This window comes from Mycobacterium haemophilum DSM 44634 (assembly GCF_000340435.2).
GTDB lineage: Bacteria > Actinomycetota > Actinomycetes > Mycobacteriales > Mycobacteriaceae > Mycobacterium > Mycobacterium haemophilum.
The window spans coordinates 757,051-774,041 of the sequence record NZ_CP011883.2 but is presented as its reverse complement, the minus strand read 5'-3'; the positions used below and the strand labels follow the sequence as shown (position 1 = coordinate 774,041).

At 63.4% G+C, this 16,991-nt stretch carries 20 protein-coding genes and 1 pseudogene; 2 read left to right on the top strand and 19 right to left on the bottom strand.

The features are described from left to right. Window positions 1-114: 114 nt before the first annotated feature. From B586_RS03675 to rpsJ, 15 genes are all read right to left on the bottom strand, one after another. On the bottom strand, window positions 115-1,593 hold the full coding sequence (locus B586_RS03675) for an HNH endonuclease signature motif containing protein (protein ID WP_054881087.1): 1,479 nt from the start codon (window positions 1,591-1,593) through the stop codon (window positions 115-117). Between the two features lie 97 nt (window positions 1,594-1,690). Then, a complete protein-coding gene (locus B586_RS03670) occupies window positions 1,691-2,599 on the bottom strand; it encodes a formylglycine-generating enzyme family protein (protein ID WP_054880661.1) in 909 nt (302 codons plus the stop codon). 54 nt (window positions 2,600-2,653) lie between these two features. Continuing rightward, window positions 2,654-3,559, bottom strand: a complete 906-nt coding sequence (locus B586_RS03665; RefSeq protein WP_054880662.1) for a DUF4436 domain-containing protein — start codon at window positions 3,557-3,559, stop codon at window positions 2,654-2,656. Beyond that, window positions 3,540-5,897 (bottom strand): arylsulfatase, encoded by a 2,358-nt coding sequence (locus tag B586_RS03660; protein WP_054880663.1) that lies wholly within the window; start codon window positions 5,895-5,897, stop codon window positions 3,540-3,542. The genes B586_RS03665 and B586_RS03660 overlap by 20 nt, the downstream gene beginning before the upstream one ends. A gap of 431 nt (window positions 5,898-6,328) precedes the next feature. Next, window positions 6,329-6,709 (bottom strand): 30S ribosomal protein S17, encoded by a 381-nt coding sequence (gene rpsQ / locus B586_RS03655; RefSeq protein WP_156166276.1) that lies wholly within the window; start codon window positions 6,707-6,709, stop codon window positions 6,329-6,331. Further along, window positions 6,706-6,948 (bottom strand): 50S ribosomal protein L29, encoded by a 243-nt coding sequence (gene rpmC / locus B586_RS03650; protein ID WP_047313518.1) that lies wholly within the window; start codon window positions 6,946-6,948, stop codon window positions 6,706-6,708. Before rpmC ends, rpsQ begins: the two co-directional genes overlap by 4 nt. Further along, window positions 6,948-7,364, bottom strand: coding sequence for a 50S ribosomal protein L16 (gene rplP / locus B586_RS03645; RefSeq protein WP_047313519.1), 417 nt, complete (start codon window positions 7,362-7,364; stop codon window positions 6,948-6,950). Before rplP ends, rpmC begins: the two co-directional genes overlap by 1 nt. A 3-nt stretch (window positions 7,365-7,367) precedes the next feature. Further along, window positions 7,368-8,213 (bottom strand): 30S ribosomal protein S3, encoded by an 846-nt coding sequence (gene rpsC / locus B586_RS03640; protein ID WP_047313520.1) that lies wholly within the window; start codon window positions 8,211-8,213, stop codon window positions 7,368-7,370. Next, the gene (gene rplV, locus B586_RS03635) at window positions 8,213-8,809 is read right to left on the bottom strand and encodes a 50S ribosomal protein L22 (protein ID WP_054880664.1); all 597 of its coding nucleotides are present in this window, start codon (window positions 8,807-8,809) and stop codon (window positions 8,213-8,215) included. The genes rpsC and rplV overlap by 1 nt, the downstream gene beginning before the upstream one ends. Continuing rightward, a complete protein-coding gene (gene rpsS, locus B586_RS03630) occupies window positions 8,806-9,087 on the bottom strand; it encodes a 30S ribosomal protein S19 (protein ID WP_010908582.1) in 282 nt (93 codons plus the stop codon). Before rpsS ends, rplV begins: the two co-directional genes overlap by 4 nt. 21 nt (window positions 9,088-9,108) lie before the next feature. Further along, on the bottom strand, window positions 9,109-9,951 hold the full coding sequence (rplB, locus tag B586_RS03625; RefSeq protein WP_047313522.1) for a 50S ribosomal protein L2: 843 nt from the start codon (window positions 9,949-9,951) through the stop codon (window positions 9,109-9,111). A gap of 31 nt (window positions 9,952-9,982) precedes the next feature. Then, window positions 9,983-10,285: a 50S ribosomal protein L23 gene (gene rplW / locus B586_RS03620; RefSeq protein WP_047313523.1), complete on the bottom strand. Its 303-nt coding sequence runs from the start codon at window positions 10,283-10,285 to the stop codon at window positions 9,983-9,985. Beyond that, the gene (rplD, locus tag B586_RS03615; RefSeq protein WP_047313524.1) at window positions 10,285-10,974 is read right to left on the bottom strand and encodes a 50S ribosomal protein L4; all 690 of its coding nucleotides are present in this window, start codon (window positions 10,972-10,974) and stop codon (window positions 10,285-10,287) included. The genes rplW and rplD overlap by 1 nt, the downstream gene beginning before the upstream one ends. Next, window positions 10,974-11,627 (bottom strand): 50S ribosomal protein L3, encoded by a 654-nt coding sequence (rplC, locus tag B586_RS03610; RefSeq protein WP_047313525.1) that lies wholly within the window; start codon window positions 11,625-11,627, stop codon window positions 10,974-10,976. Before rplC ends, rplD begins: the two co-directional genes overlap by 1 nt. 14 nt (window positions 11,628-11,641) lie before the next feature. Next, complete coding sequence (rpsJ, locus tag B586_RS03605; RefSeq protein ID WP_003873519.1) at window positions 11,642-11,947, bottom strand: 30S ribosomal protein S10; 306 nt, start codon at window positions 11,945-11,947, stop codon at window positions 11,642-11,644. Window positions 11,948-12,098: 151 nt separating this feature from the next. On the opposite strand from rpsJ, the pseudogene B586_RS22565 reads away from it, so the two are divergent. Together B586_RS22565 and B586_RS03595 are read left to right on the top strand one after the other, a co-directional pair. Beyond that, window positions 12,099-12,311 (top strand): annotated as a pseudogene (locus B586_RS22565) (hypothetical protein). Between the two features lie 271 nt (window positions 12,312-12,582). Next, entirely contained in the window at window positions 12,583-13,059 is a 477-nt protein-coding gene (locus tag B586_RS03595; protein WP_054880665.1) for a hotdog fold domain-containing protein, read from the top strand. Window positions 13,060-13,089: 30 nt separating this feature from the next. Here the strand turns inward: B586_RS03595 and mftG are convergent, their stop codons facing one another. From mftG to mftE, 4 genes are read right to left on the bottom strand one after another with little or no spacing between them, the layout of a single operon-like run. After that, complete coding sequence (gene mftG, locus B586_RS03590; RefSeq protein ID WP_156166277.1) at window positions 13,090-14,529, bottom strand: mycofactocin dehydrogenase MftG; 1,440 nt, start codon at window positions 14,527-14,529, stop codon at window positions 13,090-13,092. Window positions 14,530-14,547: 18 nt separating this feature from the next. Then, complete coding sequence (mftF, locus tag B586_RS03585; protein ID WP_047313528.1) at window positions 14,548-15,960, bottom strand: mycofactocin biosynthesis glycosyltransferase MftF; 1,413 nt, start codon at window positions 15,958-15,960, stop codon at window positions 14,548-14,550. Further along, window positions 15,957-16,118 (bottom strand): hypothetical protein, encoded by a 162-nt coding sequence (locus B586_RS20700; protein WP_156406701.1) that lies wholly within the window; start codon window positions 16,116-16,118, stop codon window positions 15,957-15,959. The genes mftF and B586_RS20700 overlap by 4 nt, the downstream gene beginning before the upstream one ends. Beyond that, the gene (gene mftE, locus B586_RS03580; RefSeq protein ID WP_054880666.1) at window positions 16,115-16,888 is read right to left on the bottom strand and encodes a mycofactocin biosynthesis peptidyl-dipeptidase MftE; all 774 of its coding nucleotides are present in this window, start codon (window positions 16,886-16,888) and stop codon (window positions 16,115-16,117) included. Before mftE ends, B586_RS20700 begins: the two co-directional genes overlap by 4 nt. Window positions 16,889-16,991: the final 103 nt, after the last annotated feature.

Here is a 16,991-nt window from a genome sequence, read left to right as displayed (position 1 = left end):
CACGCGGGGCCAGCTTGCAGGCTCGTCGCTTGCGTGTGCCGGCCGAGGTCTGCCCAAGGCAACCCCTAGAGTCTAGGGGATGACCAGCTCAGGGCCAAATTCCGACCGCAATCATCAAAACGGCGCTGGGTCGTCGGTTTCGGGTGGGGCTGGGCCGGCTGGCGGGGTGGTGCGGGCGTGATGATTTTGTCGGCGTTCGGTGGCGATGCGGTGGGCCCGGTCTTGCGCACGGGTACGACGCCGTTTGGGCATCATCGCGGTCCGGTCGCCGCAATACTGTGGCAGCGGGTCGGCTTCGGGCGCCGGCATACCGCCAGTGGACCGACACAAACTCGGAAACAGCAGCGCACTGCCCGGGGTGCTCACATAGGTACACCCCGATGGTGAAGTCAAAATCAACGTCCCGTCCGGCAACTGCTGCTCACGCCAGCCCCAAAACGTCTTCACCAGATGATGAGTGCGGCAATAACACTTCAAGTTCGACGCATGCGTCGGCCCGCCCGCAGCGTAGGGAATCGTATGATCCAGGTCGCAATCGATGGCCGGGCGATCACAGCCAGGCCAGCGACACGTCAAATCCCGACAACGCACAAAATCCGCCAACGCCGCCGAGGGCACATACCCCGGCTCAGGCGCCGCATCAGCCGGGTGAACCAACGCCACCAACCTGGCCGACTTGGCCAACTCCGCAACCACCTCAGGCGCGATAAGCCCATCAGCACCCACCTGGGAAGCCGGCGCCAAGCCACCACCGTCGATCGTGGCCTGCTCGGCAATCACATGAATCACCACCGACGTTGCCGCCCGCCGCTTACCGGCCACACAGTCGCGCCGCCCACACCGACACCCCAACCGATCAGCACCAGCCGCCAACGCCCCCACCGCATCAGCGCGACGCTGCTCACGACTACGCGGATCATGCTCACACACCGTGGCCGCCAACGCAATCAACCGTGTATCGAGAGCCTGCGCATCCGGAGTCAACAAACTGCCATGAATCTCCGAGACCCCGTCGGCGCACTCCCCGATCCAGATCTCGCGGTCAACCCGCCGCTGCGTACGCCGCCGCACCGCATCCGCATCGGCCTTGGCCACGATCTTGTCGACCTGGCCAGCCAGCCGACCCCGCGTCATCGACGGCCACCGCACCACCTTGACAGCCAACAGCCCATCCACCGCCGCCAGCACCTCACGATCGGTGATCAAATCAGTGCGATACACGATCGTGGCAAACATCCGATAATCGATATCACCGGCCCGAAAAACCGCCGCCACCTTCGGCAACCGCTCCCGCATCGCCCGCGCATACCGCAACCGACTCGCCGCCAACCCCTGACTGACCCGCAACGCCGCGGCCACCTCAGCAGCCACCGCCGCCATAGTGTCAATCGCCCACTCCTCGGTCTCCGCACAACGCGCCAACCGATAACCAAACAAATCACCAATCGCCACCAACTGCGCCGCCGCCGCCCGATTCTCCGCCCGCGACCATGAACAAATCCGATCCACCAACACCGCAGACTCCGACGTCATCGACGGATAACGCCGCTCGAACAACTCATCAAACCGGGCCACCACCTGCTGATCGAACATACATTCGATCATGCCACAGGGCGCAGGCCGACGCGAAATAACTGCCGCCTTCAGGCTGTGGATAACCGGCGGTGCCGAGCTATCCGCGCGTGCCGGTCTAGCCCGATCCAGGATCCGCCACGCAGCGAAATCCGATGTGAGTGGTCGCGGTGTCCTGTGACTGCGGCGACCGCGCAGCTGGTCGGTAACGGTGGCAGTACTCCGGGGCGCACAAATGCGAACCGCCCTTGAGCGTCTGGCTGATGCTGGGATCCGCGGGCCGCCCCGGTGCACAACAGGCTTTCGGCGGCTGATCAAGCCGGTGGTGTGCGGAGAACTCGGTGGCGGTCCACTCCCACACGTTGCCGATCATGTCGACCAACCCGAAACCGTTGGCCGGGAAGGTCCCCACCGGCGAGGTTCCCCTCCAGCCGAGCGCGCCGTCATTCTGGTACGGGAACCTGCCCTGCCAGGTGTTGGCCATCAGTTGACCGTCTGGCCTGGCCTCGTCGCCCCATGAGTAGGTCGTCGCGCTTCCGGCGCGGGCGGCAAACTCCCACTCGGCCTCGGTCGGCAAACGGCGCCCAGCCCATCGCGCGTACGCCGCGGCGTCGGGGTATGCCACCTGGACAACTGGATGATTGGCGCGGTCCGCGGCAGCGCTATCTGGGCTCTCTGGGTGATCCGGACCAAACGGATGACGCCAGCTCGCGCCCGGCACCCAGACCCACCACTGCCGCCAGTCGCGCAGGTCGACCGGGCCCGGCGTCGGGCGGAAAACCATGGCACCAGCACTCAGCTCATCGGGGGCTACTCCGGGGTAGAGCGCCGCGTCGATCGGTTGCTCGGCGACCGTCACATAGCCTGTGGCGGCGACGAATTCGGCGAACTGTGCATTCGTCACGGGGTGCCGCTCCACCGCGAAAGAACCGACGGTCACGGTGTGGATCGGCGCCTCTTCGGGGTAAAAGCTTGTCGAGCCCATGCGGAATGATCCGCCCGGCAGTTCGATCAACTCGGTGAGCACGACTTCAGAGTATGACGACCGCAGCGTCCTGTGGCACGCCGCTTTCTGCGCGCTTCAGTCCCGATCCCGGACCCAGGCCACGATGAACAGGCTCATCGCCACCACCAGTGCGATCAGCACCCACAACACAACGGCTTGGTCGATCCACGAGCCCGGCGGTGGCGAGCCCGGAAGGAAGTTGCGCAGCGGGACGACGGCGAACAGCATCGCGGCGTACCACGTTGCAAACGGCGGCAAGAATTTCCTCTTGCCCAAGGCCATTGGAACGGCCACCACCAATGCCAGGGTAGGCAGGCTGACGAGGACCAAACAGATTCCCAGATCGAAAAGCAGTGGGCCCTTGGCTCTTTGCAAGGTGATGATCACGTCGTCAGGGTTATTTGAGGTTTCGCTGATTCTGCGCTCGGTGTGAACCTCCCAGCCGTCCAACGATCCGGTTACTTCGACCCGAGCGTCTATGTATTGGCGTTGATCGCCACTCCCAACCAACACGTCGGCCTTGAGGGTCTCGGTGGTGTAGGTGTCGAATGGCCAATTATTGGGATCGCCGTGCGCCTCGATGGTCGTCGCGACTTGCGCCGGCGATTTTCCTACCGGGTAGACCAGATCACCTAAGTCGTTCGGTGGATACATACGCACGGATGTGTCGGTGGTCAGTACCGTGAGGCGCTGATCCCACATCGAATCCTCAGGGATCACAAGGACATTCACCGCAAGACGGTTGTGGACGGTTTTCAACTCCTCCAGCCGCATCAGTACCACCGTGTCATCTTTGGTGCCCAGATCCGGTTGAAGGGGCGGCGCAGACTTGGCCAGGTAATGGACGATGACCAGCGATAGGGCGTAGATAGCGACGATAGCAACGACAATGCCGAAAGCCATCGCGATACGCGGCCCCCGCGACTTGGGCGGCGTTGTCGGCGACGGCGAGTCCCGACGATCAATCGCGTGAAAACGCATGCGCAAGTTCTCTTTCCAAGTCTTCATATGGCTTGCCGGAGATGTCGACGGTGACCTCTGCGATCGCCCCGCCGGTGAATCTGAAGGGCGCCTTGTAGCGTTTAGAAACTTCCGAACCGGTGTTGCGCCCGACCATGATGCTGGCACCGGCCAAGCCGAACGGTCCCGGTTGTGTCGTCATATCCGGCACTGTGGCGACCGCGGTTTCATCGATGAACAACGTGGCTTCACCCAGCGGGGTGTGGCTGTCTGGCACGGTCCCAGTCCGCGTATAGCGGATGCCGAGCAGGTGTCGACCTAACGGCACGGCACCGGGCGAGGAGAGCACCTGTTCGCGTTCACCGAGGAAGTTGTAGATGTAGTGCAGCCGTCCGTCCTGGATGAACAGCACGTGGCCACCGTGCGCGCATCCATGCTTGAAGAGCACGCCTTCGGCGCCGGTGGTATCAATGGTCACGTCGGCCACCACGGAGTAGGACTGACCGCGAAGTTCGGCGGCGGCGCCCATGCCGACTTCCGCGCCATCCGGGTAGTACGTGTAGGTCTGCCGATCGACGCCCAGGTAGGGTCGCCACCGCGTCATCGTCTCCACGAGGTTCAAATCGGCTAGCGGCAGGCCGTGGTATTTGTCGGCTTCGGAAAACCACAGCGCCTTAAGCTCTTCGAGCTTGTCGGGGTGCTCGGCAGCCAGGTCGTGACACTGGCTGCGGTCGGCTTCAATGTGGAAAAGCTCCCAGCGATCGGCGTCGAAATGCGACCAACCCGCGGGGGTGGCCGCATGCACAGTGTTGGCGAACCAACCCCGATGCCAAATCCCGCGCGTACCCAGCATCGTGTAGAACTGGGTCTGTTTGCCGGTATCGACGTCCGGGTCAGCAAGGGCCGCTTTGAAACTCACACCGTCCAAAGGTTTCTGCGGAATGCCCTTGACGGTCTGCGGCGGGGTCATACCCAGCAGGTCATACACGGTTGGGGTGATATCGCAGACGTTGACGTAGGTATCGCGGACCTCCCCGCGCGCCGCAATACCGTTGGGCCACGAGATGATTGCCGGGTCAGCGATACCGCCCTCATGGGAGGCATACCGCTTATACAGCTTGTAGGGCGTATTAAAGGCCATCGCCCACCCGATCGGGTAATGGTTATAGGTCTGCGGCCCACCGAGCCGGTCGAGGAACTTCATGCTCTCTTCCACGGTGTCGATGTAGCCGTTGAAGAACTTGCCCTCGTTGACCGATCCGTTGGGTCCGCCCTCACCACTGGCACCGTTGTCAGAAATCACCACAATGATGGTGTTGTCCAGCTGACCAGACTCCTCCAGATAGTCCAGGATCCGCCCGATCTGCGCATCGGTGTAGCTCACAAAACCGGCGAACACCTCAGCCATCCGGCAAAACAACTTCTTCTCGTCATCACCCAGCGAATCCCAAGGCCGCACCGTGTCCAGCAGCGGCCACGGCTCACCGTTCGGCCCCTTCACATCCGAATAAGGGTTCACCGGGGAAAGCTCGGTGTCTTGCGGCACGATGCCCATCGACTTCTGCTTGTCCAGCACCACCTCGCGGTAGCGCTCATAACCCATATCAAACCGGCCCGCGTACTTGTCGGCCCATTCCTTGAAAACATGATGCGGCGCATGCCCAGCACCCGGGCACACATAGCTAAACCACGGTTTATCGGGCGCGATCACCCTGGCATCACGAATGAATTCAATCGTCTTGTCGGCAATGTCCTGAGACAGGTGATAGCCATCCTCGGGCGTGGCCGGCGGTGTCACCGGGTGGTTGTCATACACCAGGTCGGGATACCACTGATCGGTCTCCCCACCCATGAACCCATAAAACCGCTCAAAACCACGCGAGGTCGGCCAGTGCCGCTTAGTCGACGCCAGATTGGACTCCTCCAACGGCGTCAGATGCCATTTGCCGACACAATAAGTGTTGTAACCCCGCTCAGCGAGCACCTCTGACAGCAGCGCCGTCTCAAACGGGATCCGACCATTACAGTTAGGGAAACCGTCAGTGAACTCCTCAATAGTCGCCATCCCCACCGTGGTGGCGTTGCGACCAGTCAACAACGACGCCCGAGTCGGCGAACACAACGCAGTGGTATGAAACTGCGACAACCGCACACCACGCTCAGCAATCCGCGTCATAGCCGGCATCTCAACCAGACCCCCGAAACAATCCCACGTCGCGATACCAGTGTCATCCCACACCAGATAAAGAATGTTCGGCGAACCCTCCGGCGCCCTCGGCGCCGCATACGGACCCCAGTCCGGCTCCGAATCGCGGATATCCAACTCGATCTTGCCGTTAAATTCCGCCTGGGACGCCATAGCCAGCCTCACTCTCGTAGTGGACTTACCTGCCGAGCACGGCGTGAAGACTACACCTGAAAGTGGCGGTAGTCCGGGCATCGAGACTCCAGCTCGATCCCTGATGTCGCCGACCAGCTAGCGGCCGCACCGCCCTCGACATCATCTGTGTCGTCATGGCGTGCCGCGCGTCGATGGCACGATCTCCTCATGCCGTGGTCAGGCTCACGGGCAAGTGCTCGTCACTACCCGTCATACGCCGGAAGTGTGAAACTCAAGCCACCTGACATTAATTCACTCAGCGATTTCGTCAGTGCGGGAATAGGAAACGAGTGGGCGAACGCAGATGATGCGAACAGAATCTCGGTCATAGATTCCAAGCGGATCTAGCCGCACGGTAACCAACGACCACAAGATGCGTTACGTCGACCCCGCTGCGGGCAGTCAGACCGCTACTTGGCCTTTTCGAGGATCTCCACCAGCCGCCACCGTTTGGTCGCCGACAGCGGCCGCGTCTCCATCAGCGAAACACGGTCACCGATGCCAGCGACGCTGTTCTCGTCGTGCGCCTTGACCTTCTTGGTGGTGCGGATGATCTTGCCGTACAGCGGGTGACGCATGCGGTCTTCCAGCTCAACCACAATGGTCTTCTGCATCTTGTCGCTCACCACATAACCAATGCGCATCTTACGCCGGCCCCGCACCTTCGGATTACTCGGAGTGTGCTTGGAACCCTTGTCTTTTGGCGCGCCATCCTTCGCAGTTGCGCCCTTAGCGGCGGCTTTGGCTGCCGAGGGCACTGCCTTCGCGCCGGTCTTAGCTTCTGCCATCACGATTCCTCACCATTGGCACCACCGGGCCCAGATGCTAGACCCAATTCTCGTTCACGCAGCACGGTGTAAACGCGCGCGATTTCATGACGCACCGTACGTAGCCGTCGGTTGTTGTTGAGCTGACCGGTCGCTATCTGGAAGCGCAGGTTGAACAGTTCTTCCTTGGATTCGCGCAGCCGCTCAGTCAGCTCCTCATCGGTGAGCTCACGCAGTTCGCCAGGGGAAGTTCCCACTGCCATCAGAACTGCTCCTCTCGGGTTACGATGCGTGCCTTGATCGGCAACTTGTGGATTGCGCGGGTGAGTGCGGCCCGGGCCGTCTGCTCGTTCGGGTAGCTGAGCTCGAACAGCACCCGACCCGGCTTGACGTTGACCACCCACCACTCCGGTGAGCCCTTACCCGAACCCATTCGGGTCTCGGCAGGCTTTTTCGTCAGCGGGCGATCCGGGAAGATGTTGATCCACACCTTGCCACCACGCTTGATGTGTCGGTTGATGGCGATACGAGCGGACTCGATCTGGCGGTTGGTGACGTAGGCGTGCTCGAGGGCCTGGATACCGTAGTCACCAAAGTTCACCGTTGTGCCGCCACTAGCGATGCCGCGCTGGCGCGGATGGTGCTGCTTGCGATGCTTGACTTTGCGGGGAATCAACATGATTCAGCTCTCCGTGCTCTGCGGTTCGGGGGTAGCCGCGCTGTCCTCGGAGTGCCCAGTGCTGGGCGCAGCGCTTTCTTCGCTGCCCGCCGCCCGTCCAGCATCGGTACCGGTTGCGGTGGTGCCCGCCGCGCCACTGCGGCGTGGACGCGTGCCCGACGGCCGCTCGCGGCGCGCACGCTCGGCGCCAGCCGGCGCGGCGGCTGCCAATTCACGTTTGCCACCGACGATGTCGCCCTTGTAAATCCATACCTTCACACCGATCCGGCCGAAGGTGGTCTTGGCTTCATACAGCCCGTAGTCGATATCAGCGCGCAGGGTGTGCAACGGCACGCGGCCCTCGCGGTAAAACTCCGAGCGGCTCATCTCGGCGCCTCCGAGCCGGCCCGAGCACTGCACCCGGATGCCCTTGACGTTGGGCTGACGCATCGCAGACTGGATAGCCTTGCGCATCGCCCGGCGGAACGCCACCCGGTTGCTCAGCTGCTCGGCGACCCCTTGAGCCACCAATTGTGCTTGCGACTCAGGGTTTTTGACTTCGAGGATATTGAGTTGGACCTGCTTGCGGGTCAGCTTCTCCAGATCTGCTCGGATCCGGTCGGCCTCGGTGCCGCGGCGACCAATGACGATGCCCGGACGGGCGGTGTGGATGTCCACCCGGACCCGGTCACGGGTGCGCTCAATCTCCACGTCGGCGATCCCCGCGCGCTCTAGGCCGGTAGATAGCAGCCGCCGGATCGCAACATCTTCCTTGACGTATTCGGCGTACTGCTTGTCGGCGTACCACCGAGACTTCCAGTCGGTGGTGATACCCAGCCGGAAGCCGTGCGGATTGATCTTCTGGCCCACTAGTCTGAGCCTCCCTTCGCTTCAGAAGCCTCAGAAGTTTTGGCGCCCGAACTAGCAGCAGCCTTCTTTGCGGGTGCCTTCTTTGCGGGTGCCTTCTTTGCGGGTGCCTTCTTAGCTGGCGCCTTAGTGGCCGCAGAACTAGCAGTAGCCTTCTTTGCTGGGGCGCTGCCGGCGGCCTTGCTGGCCTCGGCCCGACGGGCCCTCGTCGACTTCGCCGACCGCTGATCCTTCGCAGGCCGGCTTTCCACTACCACCGTGATGTGGCTGGTCCGCCTGCGGATCCGGAACGCGCGTCCTTGAGCGCGCGGACGAATCCGCTTGGCGGTCGGTCCCTCGTCGGCGTAGACGGTGGCCACCACCAAGGTCGCCGGGTCCAGTCCGTTGTTGTTCTGGGCGTTGGCCGCGGCACTCGCGATCACCTTGGCGACCGGTTCACTGGCGGCCTGCGGCGCCCAGCGCAGAATGTCGAGCGCGTCTGCCACCGACCTGCCACGCACCAGGTCGATCACCCGACGCGCCTTTCTCGGCGACACCCGCACAAACCGTGCTTTGGCTGTTACCGATGGGAAAGCCGACGGAAATTCGGTCGTGGTCATCGCCGTTTGGCCTTCCGGTCGTCCTTGATGTGTCCCTTGAAGGTGCGGGTCGGCGCGAATTCACCCAGCTTGTGACCCACCATCGCCTCGGTGACGAAAACCGGGACATGCTTGCGTCCGTCATGGACCGCAAAGGTGTGGCCAATGAAGTCTGGAATGATGGTCGACCGCCGCGACCAGGTCTTGATGACCTGCTTGGTGTTCTTTTCGTTCTGCACGTCGACCTTCTTGAGCAGGTGGTCGTCGACGAACGGGCCCTTCTTCAGGCTGCGTGGCATGGTTGGCTACTCCCTGACTTCTTAGCGGCCGTGCTTCTTGCCGGTGCGCCGGCGTCGGACGATGAGTTTGTTGCTCGCTTTGTTCGGGTTGCGGGTGCGGCCCTCCGGCTTGCCCCACGGACTGACCGGGTGACGCCCACCCGAGGTCTTACCCTCACCACCGCCGTGCGGGTGGTCTACCGGGTTCATGACGACACCACGAACCGACGGCCGCTTACCTTTCCAGCGCATACGACCGGCTTTGCCCCAGTTGATGTTTGCCTGCTCGGCATTGCCCACCTCGCCGACCGTCGCGCGGCAGCGCACGTCAACCCGGCGGATCTCACCGCTGGGCATACGCAACGACGCGTAGCTGGCTTCCTTGCCGAGCAACTGGATGCTCGACCCAGCCGATCGCGCGAGCTTGGCGCCACCGCCCGGCCGCAGCTCCACGGCGTGGATCAAGGTACCGGCCGGGATATTGCGCAACGGCAGGTTGTTACCCGGCTTGATGTCGGCGTTGGCACCTGATTCCACCACGTCACCCTGCGAGAGTCCCTGCGGGGCAATGATGTAGCGCTTCTCGCCATCCAAGAAGTGCAGCAACGCGATGTTTGCGGTGCGGTTCGGGTCGTATTCAATGTGCGCGACCTTGGCGTTGACACCGTCTTTGTCGTTGCGGCGGAAGTCGATCACCCGGTAGGCGCGCTTATGGCCACCACCCTTGTGGCGAGTCGTGATGCGGCCGTGGGCGTTGCGCCCACCATGACCGTGCAGCGGACGCACCAGCGACTTCTCCGGCTCCGTACGAGTGATCTCGGCGAAGTCGGACACGCTGGCGCCACGACGACCGGGGGTCGTCGGCTTGTACTTGCGAATTGCCATGTCTAATCAGGTCCTTCTCTCGCGCGCGCGGCTAGGCCGGTGCTCCGAACAGGTCGATCGGCTTGCTGCCCGGCGCCAGGGTGACGATGGCCCGCTTGGTGTTCTTGCGCTTGCCGAATCCGGTCCTGGTGCGCTTGCGTTTGCCCTGCCTATTGGCGGTGTTCACCGATGCGACCTTGACGGAGAAGATCTTCTCGATAGCGATCTTGATCTGCGTCTTGTTCGAATCGGGGTGCACGACGAACGTGTACACGTTGTCGTCCAGCAGCCCGTAGGACTTCTCCGAAATGACCGGGGCCAGGATGATGTCGCGGGGGTCAGCGATGGTTGCCATCAGGCCGAAACCTCCTCGGAAGAAGCGGTGTTGGCGGTGATATAGGCGTTAAGGGCCTCAACGCTGAACACCAGGTCGTCGGCGCGCAGCACGTCATAGGTGTTGAGCTGGTCGGGCGACAGGAGATGCACACCGGGCAGGTTACGCACGCTTTTCGCGCCGGTCTCGTCGCTACGGCCGACGACGACTAACACCTGCTTGCGATCTGTCAGTGTGCCCAGGAACTCCTTGGCGCTCTTCGTGGAAGGAGTCTGGCCGGTAACCAACTCGGTGACCGCGTGGATGCGCCCGTTGCGTGCCCGGTCGGACAACGCCCCGCGCAACGCCGCGGCGATCATCTTCTTGGGTGTGCGTTGGCTGTAGTCGCGCGGCTTGGGACCGTGCACGGTCCCGCCACCGGTGAACTGGGGGGCCCGCGTCGAGCCCTGCCGAGCGCGACCGGTCCCCTTCTGCCGATAAGGCTTGCGGCCACCACCACTGACGTCGCCACGCGTCTTGGTCGAGTGCGTACCCTGCCGAGCCGCCGCCCGCTGAGCCGTGACTACCTGGTGCATCAACGCGATATTCGCGGGGGCGTCGAACAGCTCGGCCGGCAGCTCGATGGTGCCGTCGACCTTGCCATCCGGTGTCTTGACGTCGATTTTCCGGATCTTCTGGGCCTTCTCGGCTGCTTCGTTCCGGGCTGCCATCACTTCTCACCTCGTTTGATCGCGCTGCGGACCATGACGAGCCCACCCGTGCGGCCGGGGACGGCGCCTTTGATCAGCAGCACGCCGTTCTCGGTATCGACCTTGTGCACCAACAGGTTCTGGACGGTCACCCGGTCGTTACCCATGCGGCCAGCCATCCGGGTGCCCTTGAATACTCGGGCGGGAGTGGCGCAGCCGCCGATCGAACCCGGACGGCGGTGCACTGCCTGGGCACCGTGACTGGCGCCCTGCCCGCGGAAGCCGTGCCGCTTCATGGTGCCGGCGAAGCCCTTGCCCTTGGAGGTCCCGGTCACATCGACGTACGTGGCTTCGGCGAAGATCTCCGCCGTCAGCTCTTGGCCGACCTCGTACTCAGCCGCCGCGTCCGGGTGGTCCAGACGCAGTTCAGCCAAGTAACGGCGCGGGTTCACACCCGCGGAGTTGTACTGGCCCGTCACCGGCTTGTTGACCTTCCGCGGGCTGATTTCGCCGTAGGCCAGCTGCACAGCGCTGTACCCATCGCGCTCCGGCGTGCGGATGCGCGTCACCACGTTCGGCCCGGCCTTGACCACAGTCACCGGCACAACTCTGTTGTTCTCGTCGAATACCTGCGTCATGCCCAGCTTGGTACCGAGAATGCCCTTTCGCGCCATCGCTCTGCAATCTCCTACTGGATGTTGACGTCGACACTGGCCGGAAGATCGATACGCATGAGGGCGTCAACCGTCTTCGGCGTTGGATCAAGGATGTCGATCAGCCGCTTGTGGGTGCGCATTTCGAAGTGCTCTCGCGAGTCCTTGTACTTGTGCGGCGAGCGGATGACGCAGTACACGTTCTTCTCAGTCGGCAGCGGCACCGGACCTACGACGCTGGCACCGGTGCGTACGACGGTCTCGACGATTTTGCGAGCCGAGGCGTCAATCGCCTCATGGTCGTAGGCCTTGAGCCTGATGCGGATCTTCTGTCCCGCCACGCTTTTCCTACCTCACTCCACTTAAGGCCCGTATCCGGACCTGGTGCCCCCAGCGCGCCGACCTACCCGGCCAACGTGGGCCGGTCTAGCGTCGCGCCGGATACTGCGCCGCTGTTTACCTGTCGTGGTTCACCGACCCCCGCGCTCGGGCATGTCACCCGCACGCAGCCTTGCCGCGCTCAATTTCAAGACCGAAATTAAGTCGCACGTCAAGGATGGGACCGGACGCGCCCCGTGTGGGCGCTGGTCGTATGCCCGGCCAGGCGTAAACCTGGCGCAAGGCAACCTGAACAGTATGCCTTACTTCACGGTATCGGCCAAATTTCGGGGAGTGGCGGTAGTGGGTCAGTTTGAAGGCGGCTAATTTGACGACACGCACCAAGCCTGTGGGCTCATGGAGACTAGCCTGACCACTCACGCAAGAGCCCCCGCGACCTCAACGCCGAATGGGGCGCGCGGAGGGAAAGACCCGGCGGTAGCGCTCGGACGCAAGGACGGGAAAACAAGATCCATCCGCCTCGCAACTCGAACGCGATCTTCATGCGGAGAAAGGGGCTGGACCCTCCCGAGTAGGTGGGTAGCCACTCACCACGTATCGCGACTCCGCTTGAGGCTGCAACGTAAGGTCTGTCGTCATGACCGGTCCGAGCACCACCTATAAGGTCTGGAAAACCTTAGCTGCCCGCCCCGGCGGGACCCGGCTCTTCTCAGCGGCGGCGGTGGCGCGAGTGCCTTATTTCGCCTCGATCCTGCCGCACGTGGTGCGGATGGAGCCGGGCTTGGCCGAGGTCAAGGTGCCTAAGTGGTTTTTCATCCACAACCACTTGCACACCGTGCATGCGATCGCATCCTGCAACGCCGCCGAAATGGCGATGGGAATGCTGATGGAAGCTACGGTGCCGCGCAGCCACCGCTGGATCCCGAAGGCGATGACCGTGCAGTACTTGGCGAAAGCCACCACGTCACTGCACGCGCAGGCCAGACTGGACCCGCCGGATTTTTCCCAGATCAGCGAAGGCGTCGAGGTGGTCGTGCCGGTCCGGGTGACCGACCGCAGCGGCACCGAAGTGGTCCACGCCGATATCACGGTATGGGTCACACCGGCAACCTGACCGCACGCGCCTGGTGGCCCGATCCTGAGTTCAGTGCACGAACTCAGCGGCGCGGTGTGCCAGCATCACGATGGTGGCGTGCGGCCCACGGCTGGTGATTGCGGGCAAAATAGAGCCGTCAATCACCCAGAGGTTCTCGATGCCGCGGACCCGACACCGATGGTCGACGACGGCCCGCGGGTTACGCTCGGCGCCCATCGGGGCGCTGCCACACAAATGTTGCGACGTCGACCACACGGTTGGACCGATACGCGTTGCCGCACCAAATAATTCGCGGGCCAATTCGCTGCCTTGACGCAGCGCCGCGACATCAGCGGGCTCGCTGTCGTAGCGGTGTTCGATGCGAGCCGGCACCTGGGGATCAGGCGAGACTAGGGTAATGCGCCCGCGCGCCCGCGGCTGCATGAGCGCCACCCCGATATGCGGCCAGTCGCGATGGCCGACGCTACCGTCGCCGGTCATTGCGACGAAACCACCTGTGTACGGCCGTATTTCAATGCCATCAGCGGTGCTTAGCACCACCTCTAATACCGGTCGATCCACCGCCACCGCCCAATTGGTGGGCATCACCCATTCCGGATGGTCGCTGCATTCCATCCCCACCGGCAGCGCCACCACCACTCTCACACCGGCAGCCCGCAGCATGGCCTCATCACCGACGCCCGACAGCATCAGCAGATGAGCCGACTGAATCGCTCCGGCGCACAATACGATTCGGTCAGCAGCCAGAGAGATCAGGCCATCTGGGCCGATCGCGTCAACAGCTACCGCGGTTGCGGCGGAGAAGCGCAGCCGCAGGGCCCGCGTCTGGGCCAGCAACGTCAGGTTGGGTCGTCTCAGCGCGGGTAGTAGATAGCTGACGCCGGAGCTGGTGCGCACACCGTCAATGATGTTGAGCGGAACCGCTCCTACACCTGAAGGCATGTGCGGCCCAACATCGTTGAGGTCAGCGATCCACGGGAACCCTGCGCGCTGGGTAGCCGCTAGGAAAGCCTCAGTGGCGCCTGTCATCTCGCGAGTCCGCCGAACAGGAATGGGACCGGTGTTGCCGTGGGCGGGGCCATCGAAATCCAGGTCCGTCTCGATAGCCCGGAAGTGGTCGAGGACGTCTGACCACCCCCAGCCGGGTATCGCGGCACGTTCGAAATCGTAAGGCAATCCGCGACAGAAGTAGCCGCCGTTGACCGCGCCGGAACCGCCGACCGTGGCTCCGCGCACGATGGGCAATTGACGAGCCGGTTTATCGGTGAGCTTTGTCAAATAGCGCTGAACCAGCGGGCTGCTAACGCCGATCGGCAATTGCAAGCCGTTGGCGGTCTGAGCCAGCAATGCGGGGTCGGCGAGCCCAGGACCTGCCTCGAGCACGGTCACCACGCAGCCGGGATCGGCGGAAAGACGTTCGGCAACAACCGATCCAGCACTGCCAGCACCGACGATCAGCACATCGCTGCGCGAGACGGCTTTAACCAAGGCAAGTCAACGCGGCGGCTAGGTCCGAATCTGCGGCTTGAGCGCACCAATGTTGCGTTCGCGCACCACACCCCACCACAGCCCGATGCCGTAGGCCAGGTCATCGACCCGTTTGAGCACCAGATAGGTCAGTAGTCCGATCGGTTCGGCATCGTCGCCGATGGCGTCCCTGCGGCGCAGCCAGTCCACCACTCCGTCGACGACCGCCGCGATCAGCACAACCCGCCTACAGTGCCGCGACGCGATGGCTGCCAGCAATGCCACCGGCCAGTAATGCCGACAAACGGCCGATGCCAGTTGCAGCGCCGTCGACCATAGACCGCGGGTGGCGATCGCGACAATATCGCGCAGCGATGTCTCGGCACTGCGCATCGCTCTGGCGATTCGGCGACCCGTCAGGACGGCGATCACCAGCGACGCGAGCTGCGTGATGCTCGTCCCGACGGCCATCAGTATCCAGGCCATCAGTGCCCAGCCGGAGATCACCAACGGAGCGGTCTTGTCCGGGTGACGCACCGATAGCGGCGCCGCCGAGCCGCCATAGAATGCTTTGCGCACAATCCAATCACGCAATTCGGTGCGGTGGTCGTGAGCGACCAGCGCGATGGGCTCGTAGCGCAGCCGGGCGCCTGCTTCGATGAGCCGCCAGCACAGGTCGACGTCCTCGCCGGACTGCAGCGTCTCATCGAACCCGCCGACCTCGCAGATGGCGGAGCGGCGACAGATGATCGCCGCGCTAGGTACGTAGGACACCGTGCTGTGGGGCAACACCGGCGCTTCTCGCTGACCGAGGTCCAGTGACGAGTGCACCGCCTCGTAACGAGCTACCGCGTTCACGCCCTGCGAGAGACCGATGATGCGTGGGGCGACCAGGGCGACGGTGGGATCGCAGAAGTGACCGAGCAGGGCTTCTAGCCAACCACGCCGCGGCGAAACATCGGAATCCATAAATGCGACGAAGTCGGTAGCGCAGGCGGCCAGCCCGATGTTGCGCGCCGCCGCTGGCCCTTTACTGCGCGGATTGCGCAACACCTCGACGTCGCAGTGCGCACCCACGAAGTCCTCCGGCTTAAGTGGGCACAACGAACCGTCGTCGACCACAACGACGCGTAATCCGCGTAGTGAGCTCACCAAACGCCGCACCCCAGCGGCGTTGTCACGCACCGGAATCACCACGGTCACGTCGCGGTGCGACGGGCCACCCGCGGGCCGGGGATGCGCCACCGTGGCGTCCAGCAGGGTGCGTGCCAGCTGGGCGCTGACTTCGTCACGCACCTTCAGCCGGCCATCAGACAACATCTCTTGGGCCGCCGGAGCCAACCGCAGCAGGCGGGTTGGTGACCCCCCGAGCAGGGCCGAGCCGTCGCCGAGCACGCGCACTCGGCGATCGACCTGAACGGCGAACCCATCCGGCAGTCGGGCCTGAGTCATAAGCGCGGCTCCTCGATCCCGGCTGCGCCGGCATCATCGTCGGCGGCCGTGCCTATGCGCCACTCCTCCTCATCGCTGCGCTCTGCATCGTCGTCGGCCGTGCCTATGCGCCACTCCTCCTCATCGCTGCGCTCTGCATCGTCGGCGGCGCGGGTCATGTCAGCATCCCGTCGGCCCCAGGAAGCCAACGAGCAACTCGACGCACACACCCGTCGACCATCTCCGCGACGATGCGTTTGCCCTCATCTTCGGTCGCGGTGGTGGGGTCCCCCAACACTCCAACCGTGCTGACTGCCGCGACTCCCCCGCTGCGCATGGCCGGAAGCAATTCCGCCAACGGTGCACCGTTACCGGCGAGCCACCGGTCAGTCAGCACGTCGGCTGGTGAGATATGCAGCAACACCGATGTCTCGGTGTGCCCGGCATGGGCATCGCCGCCGGCGGCGGTACACGGGCACCATGCGACGTCACGGCCTTCGGCGCGCAGTCTGCTCACTGCACGGTCCAACGCGCCGACATTGCCGCCGTGGCCGTTAATGAAGACTAGGCGCTGCGCCCAGCCGCAAGCCGACCTGCCGTACTCCACCAGCAGCGCAGTCAAGGCCTCGGCACCGATGGAGATCGTTCCGGGGAAACTTTGGTGCTCACCGCTGGCACCGTAGGCCAGCGCCGGTGCCACCAGCCAGTCCTGTTCGACGTGGGTCATGAGACGAGCCCGAGCCCCTCGAGCGACGGCGGTCGCGATCCTGGTGTCGGTATCGAGCGGCAGGTGTGGACCGTGTTGTTCGGTAGACCCCAGCGGGATCATGATTGACGGCGAGATGCTTGCTAACTGGCTCGACGTCGCACTCGCTAGTTCCCCGAGTACGGGCACTTGCCGATGGTAGGCCGAATTCTCCTGGCGTGTACCGATTGTTGAACCTTCCATAAAATTTTTTTCCAGCGTGGCGCGTGTCGAGGTCGATATTCGGCTCGCCCGCCACGATTGCAACGTCCGTATCAGGATTTTGACGGAGGTCGCTCCCCCAGCC